At 67.9% G+C, this 17,714-nt stretch carries 16 protein-coding genes; 2 read left to right on the forward strand and 14 right to left on the reverse strand.

The window, feature by feature from the left end:
- Window positions 1-214 precede the first annotated feature (214 nt).
- Window positions 215-940: a response regulator gene (locus tag HWX25_RS28210; RefSeq protein ID WP_175911726.1), complete on the forward strand. Its 726-nt coding sequence runs from the start codon at window positions 215-217 to the stop codon at window positions 938-940.
- A complete protein-coding gene (locus HWX25_RS28215) occupies window positions 941-2,299 on the forward strand; it encodes an ATP-binding protein (protein WP_175911729.1) in 1,359 nt (452 codons plus the stop codon).
- A 37-nt stretch (window positions 2,300-2,336) separates the two neighbouring features.
- Here the strand turns inward: HWX25_RS28215 and HWX25_RS28220 are convergent, their stop codons facing one another.
- From HWX25_RS28220 to HWX25_RS28285, 14 genes are all read right to left on the reverse strand, one after another.
- Complete coding sequence (locus HWX25_RS28220) at window positions 2,337-2,780, reverse strand: nuclear transport factor 2 family protein (RefSeq protein ID WP_175911752.1); 444 nt, start codon at window positions 2,778-2,780, stop codon at window positions 2,337-2,339.
- A gap of 85 nt (window positions 2,781-2,865) precedes the next feature.
- Window positions 2,866-3,846 carry an NADPH:quinone oxidoreductase family protein gene (locus HWX25_RS28225; RefSeq protein WP_175911731.1) on the reverse strand — a complete coding sequence of 327 codons (981 nt, stop codon included), beginning with the start codon at window positions 3,844-3,846 and terminating at the stop codon, window positions 2,866-2,868.
- Between the two features lie 270 nt (window positions 3,847-4,116).
- A complete protein-coding gene (locus HWX25_RS28230) occupies window positions 4,117-4,848 on the reverse strand; it encodes a response regulator transcription factor (protein WP_175911733.1) in 732 nt (243 codons plus the stop codon).
- Between the two features lie 117 nt (window positions 4,849-4,965).
- The gene (locus tag HWX25_RS28235; protein WP_175911735.1) at window positions 4,966-5,703 is read right to left on the reverse strand and encodes an iron-containing redox enzyme family protein; all 738 of its coding nucleotides are present in this window, start codon (window positions 5,701-5,703) and stop codon (window positions 4,966-4,968) included.
- Window positions 5,704-5,722: 19 nt separating this feature from the next.
- On the reverse strand, window positions 5,723-8,122 hold the full coding sequence (locus tag HWX25_RS28240) for an EAL domain-containing protein (RefSeq protein ID WP_175911737.1): 2,400 nt from the start codon (window positions 8,120-8,122) through the stop codon (window positions 5,723-5,725).
- A 140-nt stretch (window positions 8,123-8,262) separates the two neighbouring features.
- Window positions 8,263-9,039 (reverse strand): Crp/Fnr family transcriptional regulator, encoded by a 777-nt coding sequence (locus HWX25_RS28245; RefSeq protein WP_059815545.1) that lies wholly within the window; start codon window positions 9,037-9,039, stop codon window positions 8,263-8,265.
- A gap of 423 nt (window positions 9,040-9,462) precedes the next feature.
- Window positions 9,463-10,476: a lipase secretion chaperone gene (locus HWX25_RS28250; protein WP_175911739.1), complete on the reverse strand. Its 1,014-nt coding sequence runs from the start codon at window positions 10,474-10,476 to the stop codon at window positions 9,463-9,465.
- A gap of 3 nt (window positions 10,477-10,479) precedes the next feature.
- The gene (locus HWX25_RS28255; RefSeq protein ID WP_244138804.1) at window positions 10,480-11,631 is read right to left on the reverse strand and encodes a triacylglycerol lipase; all 1,152 of its coding nucleotides are present in this window, start codon (window positions 11,629-11,631) and stop codon (window positions 10,480-10,482) included.
- Window positions 11,624-12,040, reverse strand: a complete 417-nt coding sequence (locus HWX25_RS28260) for a DUF4345 domain-containing protein (protein ID WP_059691195.1) — start codon at window positions 12,038-12,040, stop codon at window positions 11,624-11,626. Before HWX25_RS28260 ends, HWX25_RS28255 begins: the two co-directional genes overlap by 8 nt.
- A 16-nt stretch (window positions 12,041-12,056) precedes the next feature.
- Window positions 12,057-13,367 (reverse strand): hypothetical protein, encoded by a 1,311-nt coding sequence (locus HWX25_RS28265; RefSeq protein WP_175911741.1) that lies wholly within the window; start codon window positions 13,365-13,367, stop codon window positions 12,057-12,059.
- Window positions 13,364-14,143, reverse strand: a complete 780-nt coding sequence (locus HWX25_RS28270) for an outer membrane lipoprotein-sorting protein (RefSeq protein WP_175911743.1) — start codon at window positions 14,141-14,143, stop codon at window positions 13,364-13,366. Before HWX25_RS28270 ends, HWX25_RS28265 begins: the two co-directional genes overlap by 4 nt.
- A 51-nt stretch (window positions 14,144-14,194) precedes the next feature.
- Window positions 14,195-15,604, reverse strand: a complete 1,410-nt coding sequence (locus tag HWX25_RS28275) for an FtsX-like permease family protein (RefSeq protein ID WP_175911744.1) — start codon at window positions 15,602-15,604, stop codon at window positions 14,195-14,197.
- A complete protein-coding gene (locus tag HWX25_RS28280; protein ID WP_175911745.1) occupies window positions 15,601-16,317 on the reverse strand; it encodes an ABC transporter ATP-binding protein in 717 nt (238 codons plus the stop codon). The genes HWX25_RS28275 and HWX25_RS28280 overlap by 4 nt, the downstream gene beginning before the upstream one ends.
- Window positions 16,314-17,699: an NAD(P)-binding domain-containing protein gene (locus HWX25_RS28285; RefSeq protein ID WP_059700632.1), complete on the reverse strand. Its 1,386-nt coding sequence runs from the start codon at window positions 17,697-17,699 to the stop codon at window positions 16,314-16,316. Before HWX25_RS28285 ends, HWX25_RS28280 begins: the two co-directional genes overlap by 4 nt.
- Window positions 17,700-17,714: the final 15 nt, after the last annotated feature.

Here is a 17,714-nt window from a genome sequence, read left to right on the forward strand (position 1 = left end):
CAATATTGAAATAAGAGTGACGGAGCCCGAAGTCTAGGTGCCGCCGTGCGCCGGGACTGTCCGGAATCTGCGGGGAATCTGTGCCCAATTGTGTTCGATTGTTCGCGATTGTCGTCCTGCTGCCCGGGCCACCGGAACGCCGGATAGAATTCGCGTGCCGCGCCGCGCGCCCGCCTGCCGTGATGCGGGACGACGCGTGCACATCGAGGAGACCATGTACGACAATCCGCTCAAATACCGTGTACTGCTGATCGAGGACGACGATCGCCTCGCGCAGCTCGTGCGCGAATACCTCGACAACTACGAATTCGCGGTGACGGTCGTGCGACGCGGCGATCTCGCGGTCGCGGCGGTGCGCGAGCACCAGCCCGCGCTCGTGATCCTCGACCTGATGCTGCCGAACCTCGACGGGATGGAAGTGTGCCGGCGCATTCGCGCATTCACCAACGTCCCGGTGCTGATTCTCACCGCGCGCGCGGACGTCTACGACCAGGTCGCGGGCCTCGAAACCGGCGCCGACGACTACGTGACGAAGCCGATCGAGCCGCGCGTACTGGTGGCGCGCGCCCGCGCGCTGCTGCGCCGCGCGCAACCGGCCGCTTCGGACACGCCCGCTGCCGCGCCCGAAGCGCTGATATTCGGAGAACTGACGATCTCGCCGCCGAACCGAACCGTCACATGGCGCGGCGAACCTGTCGACCTGAAGACGGCCGAGTTCAACCTGCTGCTGATCCTCGCGCGTGCGGCCGGCACCGTGCTGAGCCGCGACGACATCCTGAAGCAGTTGCGCGGGATCGAGTTCGACGGGCTCGACCGCTCGGTCGATTCCGGCATCTCGAAGCTGCGCCGCCGCTTCGAGGATGCGTCGTCGGAGCCGCACAAGATCAAGACGATCTGGGGCCGCGGCTACCTGTTCAGCCCTTCCGCGTGGGACGAATAAATGCTGCGCCCGTTGATCAGGCTGTACCTCATCGTGATCCTGTTCGTCGCCGGATCGATCGCGTTCATCCAGTTCTCGTTCGACCGGATCTTCTACGATCGCGTCGCGCAGGCGCAGCGCGATTCGCTGACGACCTACGCGTTCGTGCTGAACGATTATCTGGAGCGTCATCCGGGCGCGCAGCGCATGCTCGCGCTACGCGAACTCGCGAAGCACGGCAACGAAGGATTCGGCTTCATGACGATGGCCGATGCCCGCGCGCAATTGAGCGGCGCACCGCTGCGCGACCTCGACGCTGGCCGCATCGCGATCAGCTACGACGCCAAGGATTACTACATGCCGCTCGCGGACGGCGCCGTGCTGCATGCACGTCCGACCGAGGCGCCGGACCTCGACATCAAGATCTACGCGTACCTGCTGCTCGCGCTCGCTGCGCTGTTCGCCGTGGTGCTGTGGATCTCGTATCACTGGCGTGACCTGCGCAAGCTGCAGGCCGCCGCGCATTCGTTCGGCGCGGGCAACCTGTCGACGCGCGTGAAGCTGTCCGGGCGATCGAACATCTACGAGCTGTCGCAACAGTTCAACGACATGGCCGAGCGGATCGAGGCGTCGATCAAGCAGCAGCGCGAAATGATGCACGGCATCTCTCACGAGCTGAAGACGCCGCTCGCCCGCCTCGAATTCGGCCTCGCACTACTCGCCGACTCCGACGACAGCGGCCGGATGCGCGAACGCCGCGACGAACTGCGACGCGACGTGCGCGAACTCGACGATCTCGTGACCGAACTGCTGACGATCGGGCGGCTCGAACAAGGCGCAAGCGAGCTCGCGCCGATGGACGTCGTCGTCGATGCGCTGATCGACAGCGTGGCCGGCAACGTCGCGAACGACGTCGCCGACCGCGGCCTCACGCTCGGCGTGTCGACGACCGACGCCCCTGCCACGCACGTGTGCGATCCGAAGCTCGTCGCACGCGCGCTGCTGAACCTGATCCGCAACGGCGCACGTTACGCGTCGCGCACGGTCCTGCTGTCCGCGACGCATGACGCGTCCGGCGCGCTGGTGCTGAGCGTCGACGACGACGGCCCTGGCATTCCGGTCGCCGAACGCGCGCGCGTGTTCGAACCGTTCCAGCGGCTCGACTCGAGCCGCGACCGACAGACCGGCGGGTTCGGGCTCGGGCTTGCGATCGTGCGACGCGTCGCGCTCGTGCACGGCGGCGACGTGCGGCTCGAGGATTCGCCGCTCGGCGGCGCACGCTTCGTGATTTCGCTGCCGCCGCGGGCGTTGCCGGACTTCCTCGGCGACGCACCGGAGAGCACCGCGCGCGGCCAGGCCCACCACGCATCGTCGAGTTGACTGCGTCAATGAATGCAGACGGGGCGTCGCCGCCCCCTCACCCGCCGGCCCTGAACGCCGGCAGTTGCTGCCCGAGCCGCGCGCCCATTTCCGCGCCGAGCGCCTGCAGCGCATTGAACGGACGGATCATCACCTCGAATTCGACGATCCGTCCGTCGGCGTCGAAGCGGATCATGTCGATCCCCTTCAGCCGCTTGTCGCCGACCGTCGCACTGAACTCCAGCACGACGCTCGTGCCGTCGTCGTCGGCGAACGCGCGGTGATATTCGAAGTTCTCGAGAATCGTGAGCACCGTGCGCAGCGCGAGCAACAGCGCGGGCGCCGGCCCGTACGGCTTGAACGCCATCGGCGAACGGAACACGGCGTCCGGATGGACGATCGTGTCGAGCTCGCTGAAATCCTTGCGCGCGAGCATCGCATGCCACGCAGCAAGCGAGGACGCGACGGCGGGTTGCAGATTCGACAGGGGTTGCATGGTCAGCGACTCCGGTAACGTCACACGAAAGAACCTTGATCGAAGGCGGCGCCCGGTCGGGCCGCCGCCGCGTGAATCGGCACCGGCGTAATCACGCTTCCGGCAGGATCACGACCTTGCCCTTGACCTGCCGGTTCGCCATGCGCGCAATTGCGTCGGCCGCACCCGCGAGCGGCACGCGCTCGGTGATCGCGGGCCGCACCTTGCCGGCCGCGAACCATTGCGCGAGCTGCCGCATGTTCGCCACATGCTGCGCGGGGTCGCGCCGCACCGCGTCGCCCCAGAACACGCCCAGGATGTCGCGTTCCTTGAGCAGTGCAAGGTTCAGCGCGATCTTCGGAATTTCGCCGGCGGCGAAACCGACCACGAGGAACCGGCCGCGCCACGCGGTCGCGCGCAGCGCGGCTTCACTGTACGCGCCGCCGACCGGATCGTAGACGACGTCCGCGCCGCGTCCGCCGGTCAGTTCGTCGACGCGGCGCCGCAGGTCCTCGGTCGCATAGTCGATCGTATCGTCGGCGCCGGCTTCGCGGCACAGCGCCAGTTTGTCCGCGCTCGACGCGGCCGCGATCACGCGCGCGCCCAGCGCCTTCGCGATCTCGATCGCGGCGAGCCCGACACCGCCGGCCGCGCCCAGCACCAGCAGCGTCTCGCCCTGCTGCAGGCGCGCGCGCTGCTGCAGCGCATGCAGCGACGTGCCGTAGGCCAGCACGAGCGCCGCGCCCTGCTCGAACGTCATCCCCGGCGGCAGCGCGGCGATCTGGTGCACGTCGGCCACGCACTGCTCGGCGAAGCCGCCGTGGCCGGTGAACGCGACCACCTCGTCGCCCGGCCGCCAGGCGCTCACGCCGTCGCCGACCGCGTCGATCACGCCGGCGAATTCGGCGCCGGGCGAGAACGGCAATGCCGGCTTCATCTGATACAGGCCCTGGACGATCAGCGCATCGGGGAAATTGAGCGACGCCGCCTTCACGCGGATCCGCACCTGACCGGCTGCCGGTTCGGGAATCGCGACGTCCTCGATACGCAAGCGGTCGATCGGGCCGAATGCGGTACACAACAGGGCTTTCATGCTCTCCATCCTCCTTACGCGACATCGCCGCGCATCGATACGGCAGCGGGACGCGCCCGCGAGCGGCGCAGGCCAGGCGGCCCGCACCGCGACACCATCATCCGTGCGGCGCGAACAGGTCGGCAGCAAATGCTGGCGGGAAATTTAGCACGGTCGTTCGGAAGCGACAATGGCAAGTCGCCCCGACGGCGAACCGGGGCGATGGCGGCAGGCGAAGGTGAAGAGTGGTCGATACCGGCACGCGACGCGCCCGGCTCACGCATGCGGCGGCTAACCCGCGTCGTCGGCCAGCGTGCCGAGCGGCACGAAAACGTAACCCTTCCCGCGCACGGTGCGGATATAGCGATAATCGCCGACCGCCTGCTCGACCAGGTTGCGCAGCCGGAAGATCAGCACGTCGAGCCCGCGCTCGGAGCGCCCGGCCACGCTCAGTCCCAGCAGCGCGAGAATCTCCGCGCGCGACAGGACGCGCATCGGCTGCGAGATGAACAGTTCGAGCAGCGCGAATTCACTCGCACGCAACCCGAGGTCGGCTCCCGCGCGCGTCGCGCGCCGCGTGACGAAATTCACCTCGATGTCGCCGAATGCATAGGATTCGGGTTTCCCGCGCCCGCGCCCCGGCTCCGGGCGGTGCGACGCGTACCGACGGATCGCGCTGCGCACGCGTGCGATCAGTTCCATCGGCTCGAACGGCTCGACGACATAGTCGTCCGCGCCGAGCTCGAGCGCGACGACCTTGTCGACCACTTGCGCATTGCGGCTGATCACGATCACCGGCATGTCGTGACCGTCGCGCCGCAGCGCACCGAGCGCCATGTGGGACGTCGTGGCCGGCCGTTCGACCCGCAACACGATCAAGGTGGGCGGTGCCGCCGTCACGTGCCCCGGCAGCAGCGACACGTCGTCGAGCGCCGACGTCTCGATCTGGCAGCCGCGCAGGAGCGCGCGAATCATGTCGCGCATCCGCGGATCGGGATCTACGACGAGAACTTGGGTGGTCATGGACAATCGTCCGGCACGACGGCCCGCCCGGCGCATCGCGACGTCACGTCGACCTGCCGTCCGACCGGAACGGCCCGGCACGGCCTGTTCGAACCCGCGAGCGTACGGCGCCGGCGACTACACATGCATGCAGCAATCGAGACTCGTCAGGAAATAGCTCAGGCTCTTGCGGATCGACGTCTCGACGTCCCGCACGTCGCGAGCCGGGGGCGACTGCCCGAGCAGCGTCGCGACGATGTCCAGCGCTTCCCACGGATGCCGGTCGTCGTAATCGGCATGCAGCTTGAGCCAGCGCATCGCGCGATGCCGCACGGCCGGATCGAACTGCTGTTCGTACGGCGATGCGCACAGCAACGCACTCCACTCGCCGGTCACGCCTTCGATTGCATAGTTGGTCGCGGCGATGCTCGGCGCGAGCGCGTCGGTGCTGCCGCTCCTCCAGCACCAGTGGCTCAGCGCGAATCCGGCGAGCGGCGCGTCGCCGTGCAGCAGCATGTCGATCGTGACCCCCGATTCCGCGGCCCAGTTGGCCCAGTGATCGACGTGATTCTGCTCGACGCGGATATTGCGGATCAGATAGCGCCGCGCCTTCTCGTCGCCGCGCGACCGAAAGGCGGCGGTCTTCAGCAGGTTCATCGCCATGTATTCCGGAAACTGGCTGACCACGGCCCAGCCGGTCACGAAGAATGCGCGCAGTTGCGACGCGCGCAGCGTCCCGCCGCTCATCGCCGCAAACACCGGATGCGCGCGGACGCGCGCCTTCAGCTCGTCGGTCGCGCCGACCACGTCACGCAGCCAGGCCGGATAGCTCGCCAGGTCCATCAAGTCGCCGGTCAGTTCAAATGGAGCACTCATGCGTTCGTTCCTCGCTTGTTCAATGGAATCCCCCTTCCTGCCAGGGCGCGGGGCGGCTGAAGTAATAGCCCTGGCAATAGTCGACGCCCAGCGCGCGAAGCATCTCGGCCGTCGCCGTGTCCTCGACGTGCTCGGCGACGGTGCGGTACTGCATCACGTGCGCGATGTCGTTGATCGCGGACGCGATGCCGCGCTTGATGCTGTCGGACGTCATGGTCGACACGAGGCCGCCGTCGATCTTCAGGTAATCGACCGGCAACTGGCGCAGATACGAAAACGACGACATGCCGGCGCCGAAGTCGTCGAGCGCGAAGCGGCAGCCGAGGTCGCGCAGCTCGCACATGAAACGCGACGCGACCTCCAGGTTGCGGACCGCGCTCGTCTCCGTGATTTCGAAACACAGCAGCGACGGGTCGAGCCCCGACGCCGACAACTCGGCGATCACGAACTCCACGAAGCGCTCGTCGGTGATCGACATCGCCGACAGGTTCACGTTGTATTCGACGTACTGGCGCTGTTCGAGCCGCGCGAGGCGCCGGATCACGGTGCGCACGACCCAGCGATCGATCATCGTCATGTGGCCGTAGCGCTCGGCGGCCGGCAGGAAGACCGGCGAGATCAGCTTGCCGTCGGCGTCCGGGATGCGCAGCAGGATCTCCGCGCGCTCCTGCGCGCCGAGCGCCGGCTGGATCGGCACGATACGTTGCGCATACAACTGGAACGAATTCGTTTCGAGCGCCGTCTTCACGCGCCGGCTCCACTGCATGTGATACGCCTGACGGCCCGAGTTCATGTCGCGCGCATCCGCGACGTGCACGCGGTTGCGGCCGCGATCCTTCGCGACGTAGCACGCGATGTCGGCCATCTGCATCGCCTTCTCGACGCTCTCGGGCCGGCAGGCGAGATCGAGCACGCCGATGCTCACGCTGATCTTGAACGGCTCGCCTTCCCACTGGAACGTGAAGTCCTCGAGACATGCCCGGATACGCTCCGCCTTGCCGCCGTCCGGCGCGCCATTGCGGGCGGCCGGCAGCAGGATGCCGAATTCGTCGCCGCCCAGCCGGCCGAACACGTCGTCGTCGTCGAGACAGCGCGCGAACACCGCCGTCGCGTCGCGCAGCAGCGCATCGCCGGCCGCGTGCCCGCACACGTCGTTGACTTCCTTGAAGCCGTCGAGGTCGAGCACCAGCAACATTCCGCCACCGCGCTGCGCCAGCGCGTCGCCCAGGCGCCGCTCGAACGCCGTGCGGTTGATGAGGCCGGTCAGCGCGTCGTGCGACGCCTGCCACGTCAGCTTCTCGATCAACTGGTATTCGCGCGTCATGTCGCGCAGGATCAGCACGTAGCCCACGCAGCGGCCGGCGGCGTTGTCCATCTTCGACAGCGACGCGCGCACGGACACCGCCGAGCCGCACACGCGGATCAGGTCGAGATCGCGGGTGAAGGTGTGGTCGCCGCTGTTGCTGAGCGACGCGAGCAGCTTGATCGACATGCCGGTCGACGTGTCGATCAGGTCCAGCACGTCGTTGATCGGTTTGCCGACGCACAGCCGCGACGACGCGCCGAGCAGCTGTTCGGCCGCCGGATTGACGGTCTCGATGCTGCGCGTGAGGCCGATCGTGACGATCGCATCGGCGACCGAGCGCAGCGCGGCTTCGGCGAACGCCTGGCTCCGGTCGAGTTCGGTCTGCATCGACACCTGCTGGCGTTGCGCGCGGCTCGCCCATCGCACCGACAGCAGGATGATCAGCAGCGACGCCACGACGTACGACAGGAACAATTGAATGACGGCCGAGCGGAATTCGGCGCTCAGCTCGGCGGAGAAGCGCTTCGGCAGCGGTTCGATGCGCGAATTGAGATCCCAGATCGCGCGGTTCAGGCGGCTCGTGCGCCGGACGTCGTCCGCGTGCACGGACTCGCGCAGTGCGTTGGCGATCGCCCGCAGGTCGACCAGTTGCCGGTCCGCGTCCTCCCAGTATTGCAACGCGGCGTTCAGGCGCGCGAAGCTGCTCAGGATCGGATAGAACCACACCACCGCCGCCGCATCGACGGGATTGATGCCCGCCTCGATCAGCGCCCGGCGCGCCACGCCGTGGTCCGGCGGCACGCTCGTCATCGCGCGGCGCGCGACGCCCAGGAACGCGAGGGTCCGGTCGACCGCCCGGTAATCGTCGAACAATTTTTCGTCGCCGGTCTGCCCGTAGCGGCTCAGCAGGATGATTTCGTCCTTCTGCGCCTTCGACCAGCTGCTTTCGCCACCGACGTACACGCGCAACGACATGATCACGATCAGGCTGACGGCGACGAACCCGGCCAGCGCGCCGATCACGACGACGATCGGCAGAATGCCGAGCGCCGGACTCCATGGCCACACGTGAAACGAGCTGCGCTGACTCTGGAGCTTCGAAATGTTTTCCATACCTGAATGACTGCTTTTCTGATTCTTCTCGATGCACCGGCCTGCCGCGTCGATGCGCGTCCTGCGTTCAGGCCTCTCCCCCTTCCATGCTCGCGACGCGCTGGCGCTCATGCAGGCGCGCCGGCACGACGCGCCGGCGACTAGGTCGTCCGGATACGTCGCGACAACCCGGCACCCGCATTCGTACCCGCATCGATCGCGAGGATGCGGCGCGTTTCGTCGCGGATGACCCGATGGCAGTCGCAGCCCTGCCGTTCGAGACCGTCGAGATCCGTCAGCACGACGGCACCGCGATGCTGATGGATCAGGCCGAGTTCGTGGAGCTGCCGCGTGGTATCGGTGACGGTCTCGCGACGCACGCCCAGCATCTGGCCCAGCATGCCGTGGGTGACCGGAATCTCGATGCTGCGCGAGCGCTCGTAGGCGATCAGCAGCCAGCGGCTCAATTGATGACGCATCACGTGATGGCGGCTGCAGAACATGACCTGCGACGCCTGGGACAGCACCAGCTGCATCCGCACGAAGACCTGCCGGCGGATCGCCGCCGATGCGTCGCACGCGTCGGCGAAACGGTGCGCATACAGCCGATACGCGAACCCGCCGCGATAGACGACGACGCGGCGCTGCATCGCGCTGCCGATGACGTCGTCGCACACGAGGCCTTCGCGGCCGATTTCCGTCACGCCGAGCGTCGTCTTGCCGCCCGCCGTGTATTGCAGGGAAATTCCCGCGGTCACCGGAAAATAGACGGCCTCCAGATCGTCGCCGGCATCGCACAGCACCTGGCCGGTCTTGAGATTCGAAAGCATCAAATGAGGCGCCAATTCCGAACGGCTGATTCCGTCGAGCGCAGACAGGAAATGATTGGCACCAAGTGCATGCGGCAACTCGATGACGTTGTTGGCCTGATCTCTCACGGCGCACCTCGTACGTTGTATCCCTGCCCCTCGGCCACCGAACCTTTCTGCTGTTTTCACCGCACCGGTTTAACGGTTTTTTCCGCCTTATCATCGCGGTGACATTGAGCAAAAAGGTATCACGCAGCCCAACCGTTCGCGACACTCCGCGCTCGTTACATGAAGTAATTTGACAGTTCGGTTCGCCATCCGAAGATACTTGCACCATCAATCAAAAATCCACGATTTAAACTTGTTCCGTATAAGGCGGATTGCTCGATGGATCATTGGAAATGACGGGGGAATGCCAATACGGGGTAATGCGATTTACTCGGAAAATTAAAATCATTCTCGAATCGAAAAGAATGCGGGAAACGTGGGCTATCGCACACTTTTCGCGCGACATGTTTGGGAGCCGTGGCGGCGCGCACTCGGAAACCGGTGCTAGCGCGCCGATGCCGCGGCCCTGCCCGCGTCGAGCGATGCGGCCCGCGATGCATCCGGCGGATCCGAGAAATTGCGCCGCCGCAATTGGGCGATCTGCGCATCGTGCACGTCGGGCGCAAGCTGCTGCGCGTCGAGCCGGTCGCGTTCGGCCGCATAGTCGCGATAGCGTGCTTGCCACGCGTCGTCGTCCTGCTGCATCCGCACGACGCGCGCGGCAACATCGGCACCGAGCTGCGCGCGCAGCGCATCGGGCGTTGCGCGCTGGCCGTCGAGCCTCGCAACCGTTGCAATCGCGTCGCGTTGTCGCGACGCGCGCTCGCGTGCGTCACGCTCGCCGGGCGGCAGCGCCTGGTCGAGCGCGGCGAGGCGCGCGCGCTTTTGCGCGTCGCCGAGCGTCGGATCGCGCGCGATCCTGATCCGGTCGAGGTCGTCGCCCTGCCGCCGGACATCCGCGTCGAAGAACGGCGTGCTCCAGTCGCCGAGCCAGCGGCGCGCGAGTGCCGCGCGCCGCTCGAGCTCGCCCGCGATCGCGTCCGGATCGAGACCGGCGCCAGCCTGCATCGCGCCCGGCTGCGTATCGAACGCGGCGAGGCACGCGCGATAGCGCGGCCACACGTCGAGCGCGTCACGGCGGGCCGCCGCGCCGATCGGTTGCGCGTCGATCTCGCGCGCGACCAGCGCATCGAGCGCCATGGGCGTCAGGTCATGCTGCGCAAGCAAAAAGTAATCGAAGAATTCCCGCACCGCGCGCACTTTCGCGAGGTGCCCGTCCGGCGCGACCGGCAGACTCGGTGCACGCGTGCCTGCAAGCGATGCCGGCAACGCGACATCGGATGCGACAAGCATCGGCTGCGCCGCCGCACCGCGCGGCGCGGCACGGCTGGGCGGCGGCGCAGCCGCGACAGCCGGCGACGCAGCCTGACGACCAAACACGTGCCACGCGGCGGCGACGGCGATCGCCCCGGTCGCGCCGTACAACACGGCGCGGGACAGCGCGGTCCGGACTTTCATCGCTCAGACGCCCCGCAGCTTCAGCCGGTTCGCCTGCACGCGCAGCGTGGCGACCGGGTCTTCCGCATACGCGCCGCGAATGCCGAGCAACTGATTGATCGCGTCGAAGTGATTCCAGCGATAGCGCGTCGAGATCACCGTGCCGAACAGCGAACTGCAGGTCGACGTGAAGCCGTCGTTCGGGCCCGCGCCGGCCAGCGCCATGATGTTGCCGGCCGTCAGGAACACGAGCGTCGACGGATCCAGCACGTTCGCCGGATCGATGACCGGAATCACGCTGGTGTCGACTGCGCCGGTCACGATGCCGAGCAGCGACACCGGCTGATACGCGGCCCCGCTCCACGAGTACAGCAGATGCACGTTGCCGCCGATCGTCTCGACCGGTGCGCCGGTACCGCATGCGCCGGCGCCGAGCCCCGGGCTCGGAAACAGCTGGTTGAACCGCGCGGCATAGGTCGTGCTCAGTGCGTTGAGCGCGGCGATGGCGTCCTGATTGGTGTTGTGTGTGTTGCTGGTGAGGATCCCGAACAGGTTCAGCAACGCGCCGAACACCGGCGTCGACAGGCCGGTCGGGTCCAGCTTCAGCGCACCCAGCACGAAGTCGGCGAACTGCGAGCCGCGATGCGGCGTCGCGATCGTCGTGACCGACGCAACGAGCGCGGGTGCGACCGACGCCACGTAGCGCGACGTCAACCCGCCCTGGCTGTGGCCGATCAGGTTCACCTTGGCCGCACCCGTCACCGCGAGCACTTGCTTCACGTAGGCCAGCAACTGCTCGCCGCGCCCGTTCGGGCCGAGGTCGCTCTGGAAGCCGGAGAGATCGGCGACGTAGACGGTCGCGCCATGCCGCTGAAGGTCAGCCTGGATGCCGTACCAGTACGGCAGGATGCCGAAATAATCGTCCGTTCCGGTCAGCCCGTGCACGAGGATGATCGGATAACGGGTCGCCGCGTAGTCGTCGACCGCCGTCTGCGCACCGGCCTGCGCCGGACCCAGCACGACGCACGCGAGCAGCACGATTCGGGCGATGAACCCCGCGCGCACGCGCGACACGCATCGCGTCGCCACGGCGCGCAGGACCGTCGCGACGCCCTGCACGGCGATATCGGCGCGACGACGCGGCGCGATACGCCGGTTGATGTCGATGTCATGCATTCTCACTCTCCCATGCGGCATGCGCGGCCACGCGCCGCTGCCACGCGATGAACAGCGGCGCGCCGACGACTTCGAGCGCCGTGAAGCCGACGAACGGCGGCCACGGCAACCCGAGCGCCGCGAGCGACATCAACCGCCCGACACCGCCGAGAAAAATCATCATCCACAGCGTCGCGAACAGCCGTCCCTGCCGCTCGATCCGCGGGATCACCGAAAACGCCGCGAGCCCGAGCCCGAACCACACGCCCGCATAGAAACGAAGGTTGCCGTCCAGCGTCGCGTCGGCCGGCAGCGCGATGCCGAGCGACGCGTACAGCGGGTCGCGAATGCCCATCATCCCGAGCACGCCGGTGATCGTCGGAACCAGCGCAAGCACGGCGGTCGCCGCCTGAAGCGCGCGTTTGCTCATTCGAATTCTCCTTGCGTCATCGATAAAAAATGCCCAGCACCTGAATGCTCGTCGACTCCGGCATCGCACCGAAGCGGCTCCACGACGGCCCGCCCTGATGCAGCCACTGCAGCGCGACGTCGAACCGGTCGAAGCGCCGCCGCAGTTCGAGCCAGTATTGCCGGCCGCCGCCGAGATCGGCCTGCACGAAACCCGACAGGTCGAGGCGCCGAACGCCGACGTTGCGCCATGCCGCCATCACGAACACGCCGTGACGGGTCTGCAGTTCCTGTGCGGCGATCGACGTCTGCACCGCGCTGCCCCATGCCATCGGGTTCGCGCGCTGCAACGACCGCCATTGCGCCGCGTCCGCGCCACCGCCGTTGCTCTGGAATTCGGCGGTCAGCGAAAGATCGACCGGCAGCGTCCACGTCGCGCCCACCGACGAACTGCTGCGGAACGCGCGATCGTCGGCCGCGCCGGTGGCACGCACGATCAACGAGCGCCGGTAGCCGCCCGTCCATTCGACGTATGCGACCACCGAGTTGCCGAGCAGCACGCTCAGATTCTGGCCGAACTGCGGCGCCTGCCCGCTTTCGCCGTAGACGATCCATTGCGGCTGGATCGCCGCGTTGAGCCGCTGGCTTGCGACGAGCATCCAGCGATCGACGCCGTTGGTGCGCTGCAGGTCGGACGCCGCGGCCGGGTCGCCCGGCACGCTGCGGCGCTCAAGCCGCGGCGACAGCAGCGCCGCGAGCGAGCCCGTGTCCCACACCCGCTGTGCGCGCAGCCCGACCGTGCCGAGCCGGTTCGTGTGCCGGCTGTCCGGATCGGGCGGCACGTCGAGGCTCACCGCGCCGGCGCGGAAGAAGTCGGTCGGGTTGTAGCCGATCGCCGCGCCGAGCCGCTCGTTCACGCGGCCTGCGTCGACGACGAATGCCGGCGACGCGCGCCAGCTCGCATACGCTTCCTTCACGAGCGTCACGTCGCGCGACGACGTGCGCGATGTGCCGAGCGGATCGAACCGGTCGAAGCGCATGGAGAAATGCGCGGCGAACGACGGCGTCAGCCACTGCCCGTACTCGAACTCGATCGACAACTGGTTGCGGCCGGCCTCGCCGCCGTCGCGATAGCGGCTCGCACGCAGCGCGTCCTGCACGTTCAGCTTCCATGGCTTCGCGGTGTCGGGCGGCGTCGCGGCCGGCTGGTCGGCCAGCGCGAGCGCCGCGGCATCGGCTTCGTCGACGCCGGCCGTGCCTCCCGTCCCGCCCGCATCCGCCGCGTGCACGCACGCCGGCAGCAACGCGAACGCGACCGCCGCGATCCGGCCTCGTTGCCGCACCGTCATTGCGCCTGGAAGCGGGACAGGTAGTCGCGCTGCAGCCATGCATCGGGAATGTCGCGCCACGCGTAGTCGGAAAAGCGCATGACCGTGACCCAGTTGCTGTCGAGCCCGTCGATGATGACGGTCTCGGTCGGCCGCTCGACGCCGAGCTGCATCGTGTAGCGGCGATAGAACGCGGTCTTCAGCAGGCGGTCGCTTTCCGAATAGAAGCGTGCCTTCAGCGGCCGGTTGTTCGCCGCGTCGATCCAGATCTCGATGCGGCGATACGTGAGCCCGTCGCCGTGGCCGGCGAGCGCGAGGCGGTACGCGCGGCGCGTCTGCCGATCGCCGTCGACGATGTCCTCCACGCCCTTCAGCTCGGCCGTATAGTCGTGCGCGAGATTGACCGTCACGACGTCGCCGTTCGCCGCCTGGCCGAGCAGCCGCTGGTCCGGCGAGATCCGCACGCTCGCCTGGTTTGCCGGGTCGTAGAACCACAAATCGTTGCCGTTCTTCAGCATCAGCTTGCCCGTGTCGCGCGCCGGCGCGACGAAGCGCACCAGCGTGCGGAACGCGCCGCCGGGCGCGTCCGGCTTCGAATGGATCGACAGCGTATTGCCGTCGACCTGCTTGCCGGAGCGGTACTCGACGAGCGTCGCGGTCAGCACGAACGATTTCTCCGGCGCGCGGATCGCGTCGCTCGCCGCGAGCAGCTTCTGCGGATCGGGCGTCGGCTGCGCGTGCGCGACGCCGGTCAGGAACGAAAGACTCAGACAGCATGAAACGAACAGGCGACGCACGAGCGCTCTCCCGAAAGTGAAGTGAACGAAAAACGCGGCATCCGGGCGACATCACACATGCCGCAGCGCATCGACGATCGACAGCCGCGCAGCGTGCCGCGACGGCAGCCACGCGGACAGCCCGGCCACGCACGCGAGCCCGACGAACGTGACGGCGATGGTTCGCCACTCGCCCCACACGCGCACCGTCAACGCGACGGCGTCGATTCGCGCGGGCGGTGTCCACGCGAGCCCGCTGTGATTGACGATCGAGGCGATCGCAAGCGCGACCAGCACGCCGAGCGACGCGCCGGCCACGCCGAGCAGCGCGCCCTCGCAGACGAACAGCCGCTGGATGCCGCCGCGCCGCATGCCCATCGCGCGCAGCGTGCCGATCTCGACGGTGCGCTCGATGATCGCGGTGCTCATCGTGTTGCTGATCACGAACAGCACGATCGCGCTGATCAGCACGAACACGAAGCCGAAGATCACCGAGAACATCCGGTTGGTCTGGTCGTAGAACGGGTTCAGCGTCGCGAAATCGACGACGTCGAGCGGCTGGCCGTCGAAGCCGCCGTGCAGCAGTTGCTCGATGCGCGCCCGCGCCGCGGGCAGATCGGCCGTGCGCGCGAGCTGGATCTCGATCGCGGTCGCGCGCGGCGCGGCGCCGCCGTAGACGAGCCGCTGCGCCTGCGGCAGGCGCACCGCGAGATATACGTCGTCGAGCTCCTTCACGCCCTGCTGGTCGGCCTTCACGACCGAGAAGCGGCCGACGTTCGGCGCACCGCCCGCGCTCGCGGTCAGCACTTCGACATGGGTCGCGCCGTCGGCGGCCGGCCGCGTGCCGGCCTCGGCCTGCGCGAGCGCGAGCACGTCGGGAGGCGCGCTCGCAGCCGGACCGTCGGCGGCCGGCTCGGCCGGGCCCGGCGGCGCATCATGGCAATCCGGCACGCGCAGCGGTGCGCACAGGTGCAGCACGCGCGCGACGCCAAGGCCGACGATCGCCGCGTCGTCGGCGCTGCCGCGCAACGCGAACGCACGCGGCCGCAGCGGGAACCCGTACGCGTTCCATTGCTGCATCCGGTACTGGTCGTCCGGAATCGCGCCGAAGCCCATCACGGTGCGCGACACGCCGGCCGCAAAGTTGCCGGCGATCCCGCCGAACTGCAGCGTCGGCGTGACGACCTGCAGCAGCGGCACGAGTTGCGGATCGCGCCGCAGTCGTTCGATCAGCGCCGGGTAATCGCGAATCCCGTATGCAGCCGGGTCGCCCGTACCGTACAGGAAATAGCCCTGACGCTGGATCTGCAGGTGGCCGCTGCGCTGCACGAAGTCGGTCTGCAGGCCGAGCGTGATGTCGCGGCTGAAGCCGCCGAACAGCAGGATCGCGCTGACGCCGACGATCATCGCGAGCAGCGTGGTGAGCGAGCGCCGGCGGTTACGCTGCAGATTGCGCAGCGCGAGCATCAGCGTATGGGTCATCGGCACACCTCCTGCGTCGCCGTGTCGCCGCCGGCCCGTTCGTGGCCGACGATGCGGCCGTCGAGAATCCGGATCACCGCGTCGGCCACCTTCACCACGTGCGGATCGTGCGACGACACGATGAACGACACGTCGCGCTCGCGCTGGATCGTGCGCATCAGTTCGATGATCGCGTGCCCGGTCGCGCTGTCGAGGTTCGCGGTGGGTTCGTCCGCGAGGACCATCGCGGGCTCGGCCGCGAGCGCGCGCGCGATCGCGACACGCTGGCGCTGGCCGCCCGACAGCTGGCTCGGCCGGTGCCGCGCCTTGTCGGCCAGGCCGACCGCGTCGAGCAGGTCGCGCACCCGCGCGGCGCGGCGCGCCGGCGCCCAGCCTGACATCAGCAGCGGATACTCGACGTTTTCGTAGGCGGACAGCACCGGCAGCAGGTTGAAGGTCTGGAACACGTGGCCGACATGGCGCGCGCGAAAATCGGACAACGCATCGTCGGACAGCGACGCCGTGTCGTGACCGGCTATCGTCACGCGCCCGCTGTCGGGGCGGTCGATGCAACCGATCAGGTTCAGCAGCGTCGTCTTGCCGCTACCCGACGGGCCGCTCAGCACGGTGAAGCGGCCCGCGTCGAGCGTCGCCGACACGTCGGCGAGACCGGTCACGCGCACGCTGTCGAGCAGGTACGTCTTCGACAGGTGTTCGACATGCACGAGGCTCACGACGCACCTCCCGCGCGCACCGCATGCACCGGCGCCGCCTTCGACGCATCCGCGCCGGCGCCGCCGGACACGGCCGGCAACGCGCGTATCAGCCGCCGCAACTGCAGCCGGTACGCGAAATGCTCGACCTCGATCACGTGCCGCGGCGTGCGATGGAATGCGATGCCGCCGCTCCAGTCCGAGCGGCCGCGCCGGATCAGCCGGTCGATGCGTGCGGCCTTGCGCGGCGCCGTGTCGCGCGCATGCAGATAGCGGGCGAGCAATTGCGCCTGATAGTCCATCAGCGGCCAGTTGCCGGTCGACGTCTGGAACAGCCCGATGAAGAACAGATCGCGATGCTGCGCGTCGAACAGGTTCAGATACAGCGACGGTTGCTGCTTGCGCCATTGCAGGTGTGCCTGGTCGATGAACGGAAAGCTCGGCTGGTAGCCGGTCGCGTACACGATCACGTCGATCGGCTCCTCGCTGCCGTCGACGAACGCGACACGATCGCCCTTCAGTTCGCGCACGTCCGGCCGCGCGTCGAGATCGCCGTGACCGAGGTGATAGAACAGCGTCGAGTTGATGATGAAATGCGATTCGAACAGCTTGTGGTCGGGCTTGCGCAGCCCGTAGTGCTCCGGCTGTCCGGCCGTCGTCAGGCGCAGCAGCCGTTCGCCGAAAAAGCGCCGCGCCCAGAGCGGCATGCGCAGCCGCAGCGGCCACTCCGCCCACTCGTCCGCCGGCATCCCGAACAGGAATTTCGGCCAGTAGTAGTAGCCGCGGCGCGTGCTGTGGAATACCGCGCTCGCATGATGCGACGCCTCGACCGCGATGTCGCAGCCGGAATTGCCGGCGCCGACCACGAGCACGCGCTTGCCGTCGAAGATCTCCGGTGTGCGGTACTGCGACGAATGAAGCTGCAGCCCGTCGAAATGCCCCGGATAGTCCGGCAGTTGCGGATGCGACAGATGCCCGTTGCAGACGATCACGCCGCGATAGGTCCGCACTTCGCCGCGATCGAGTTCGACGCGCCACTGCGTGCCGCCCTGCACCGGCGCGATCTCGAGCACCGAACGGCCGAATTCGATCCGGTCGTACACGCCGAAGCGCCGCGCGTACGCGCGCAGATACGCGAGCGCCTGGTCGCCGCGCGCGTAGGTCGGATAGTCGTCGGGGATCGGAAAGTCGGTGTATTCGGAAAACCGCTTCGAGCTGATCATGTGGATCGAGCGATATACCGCGCCGCTCGGCCGTCCGTAGTACCAGTTGCCGCCGACGTCGTCCTCGCGCTCGATCACGTCGAAGCCGATGCCGGCCGCGAGCAGGTTCTTCGCGGCGGTGATGCCCGCCGCGCCCGCGCCGATGATGCAGTACCGCGCGCCGTCGTTGCGCTCCGTCATGTTGAGCCTCCTCTT

The organism is Burkholderia sp. BCC1640 (assembly GCF_902833125.1).
Classification (GTDB): domain Bacteria; phylum Pseudomonadota; class Gammaproteobacteria; order Burkholderiales; family Burkholderiaceae; genus Burkholderia; species Burkholderia diffusa.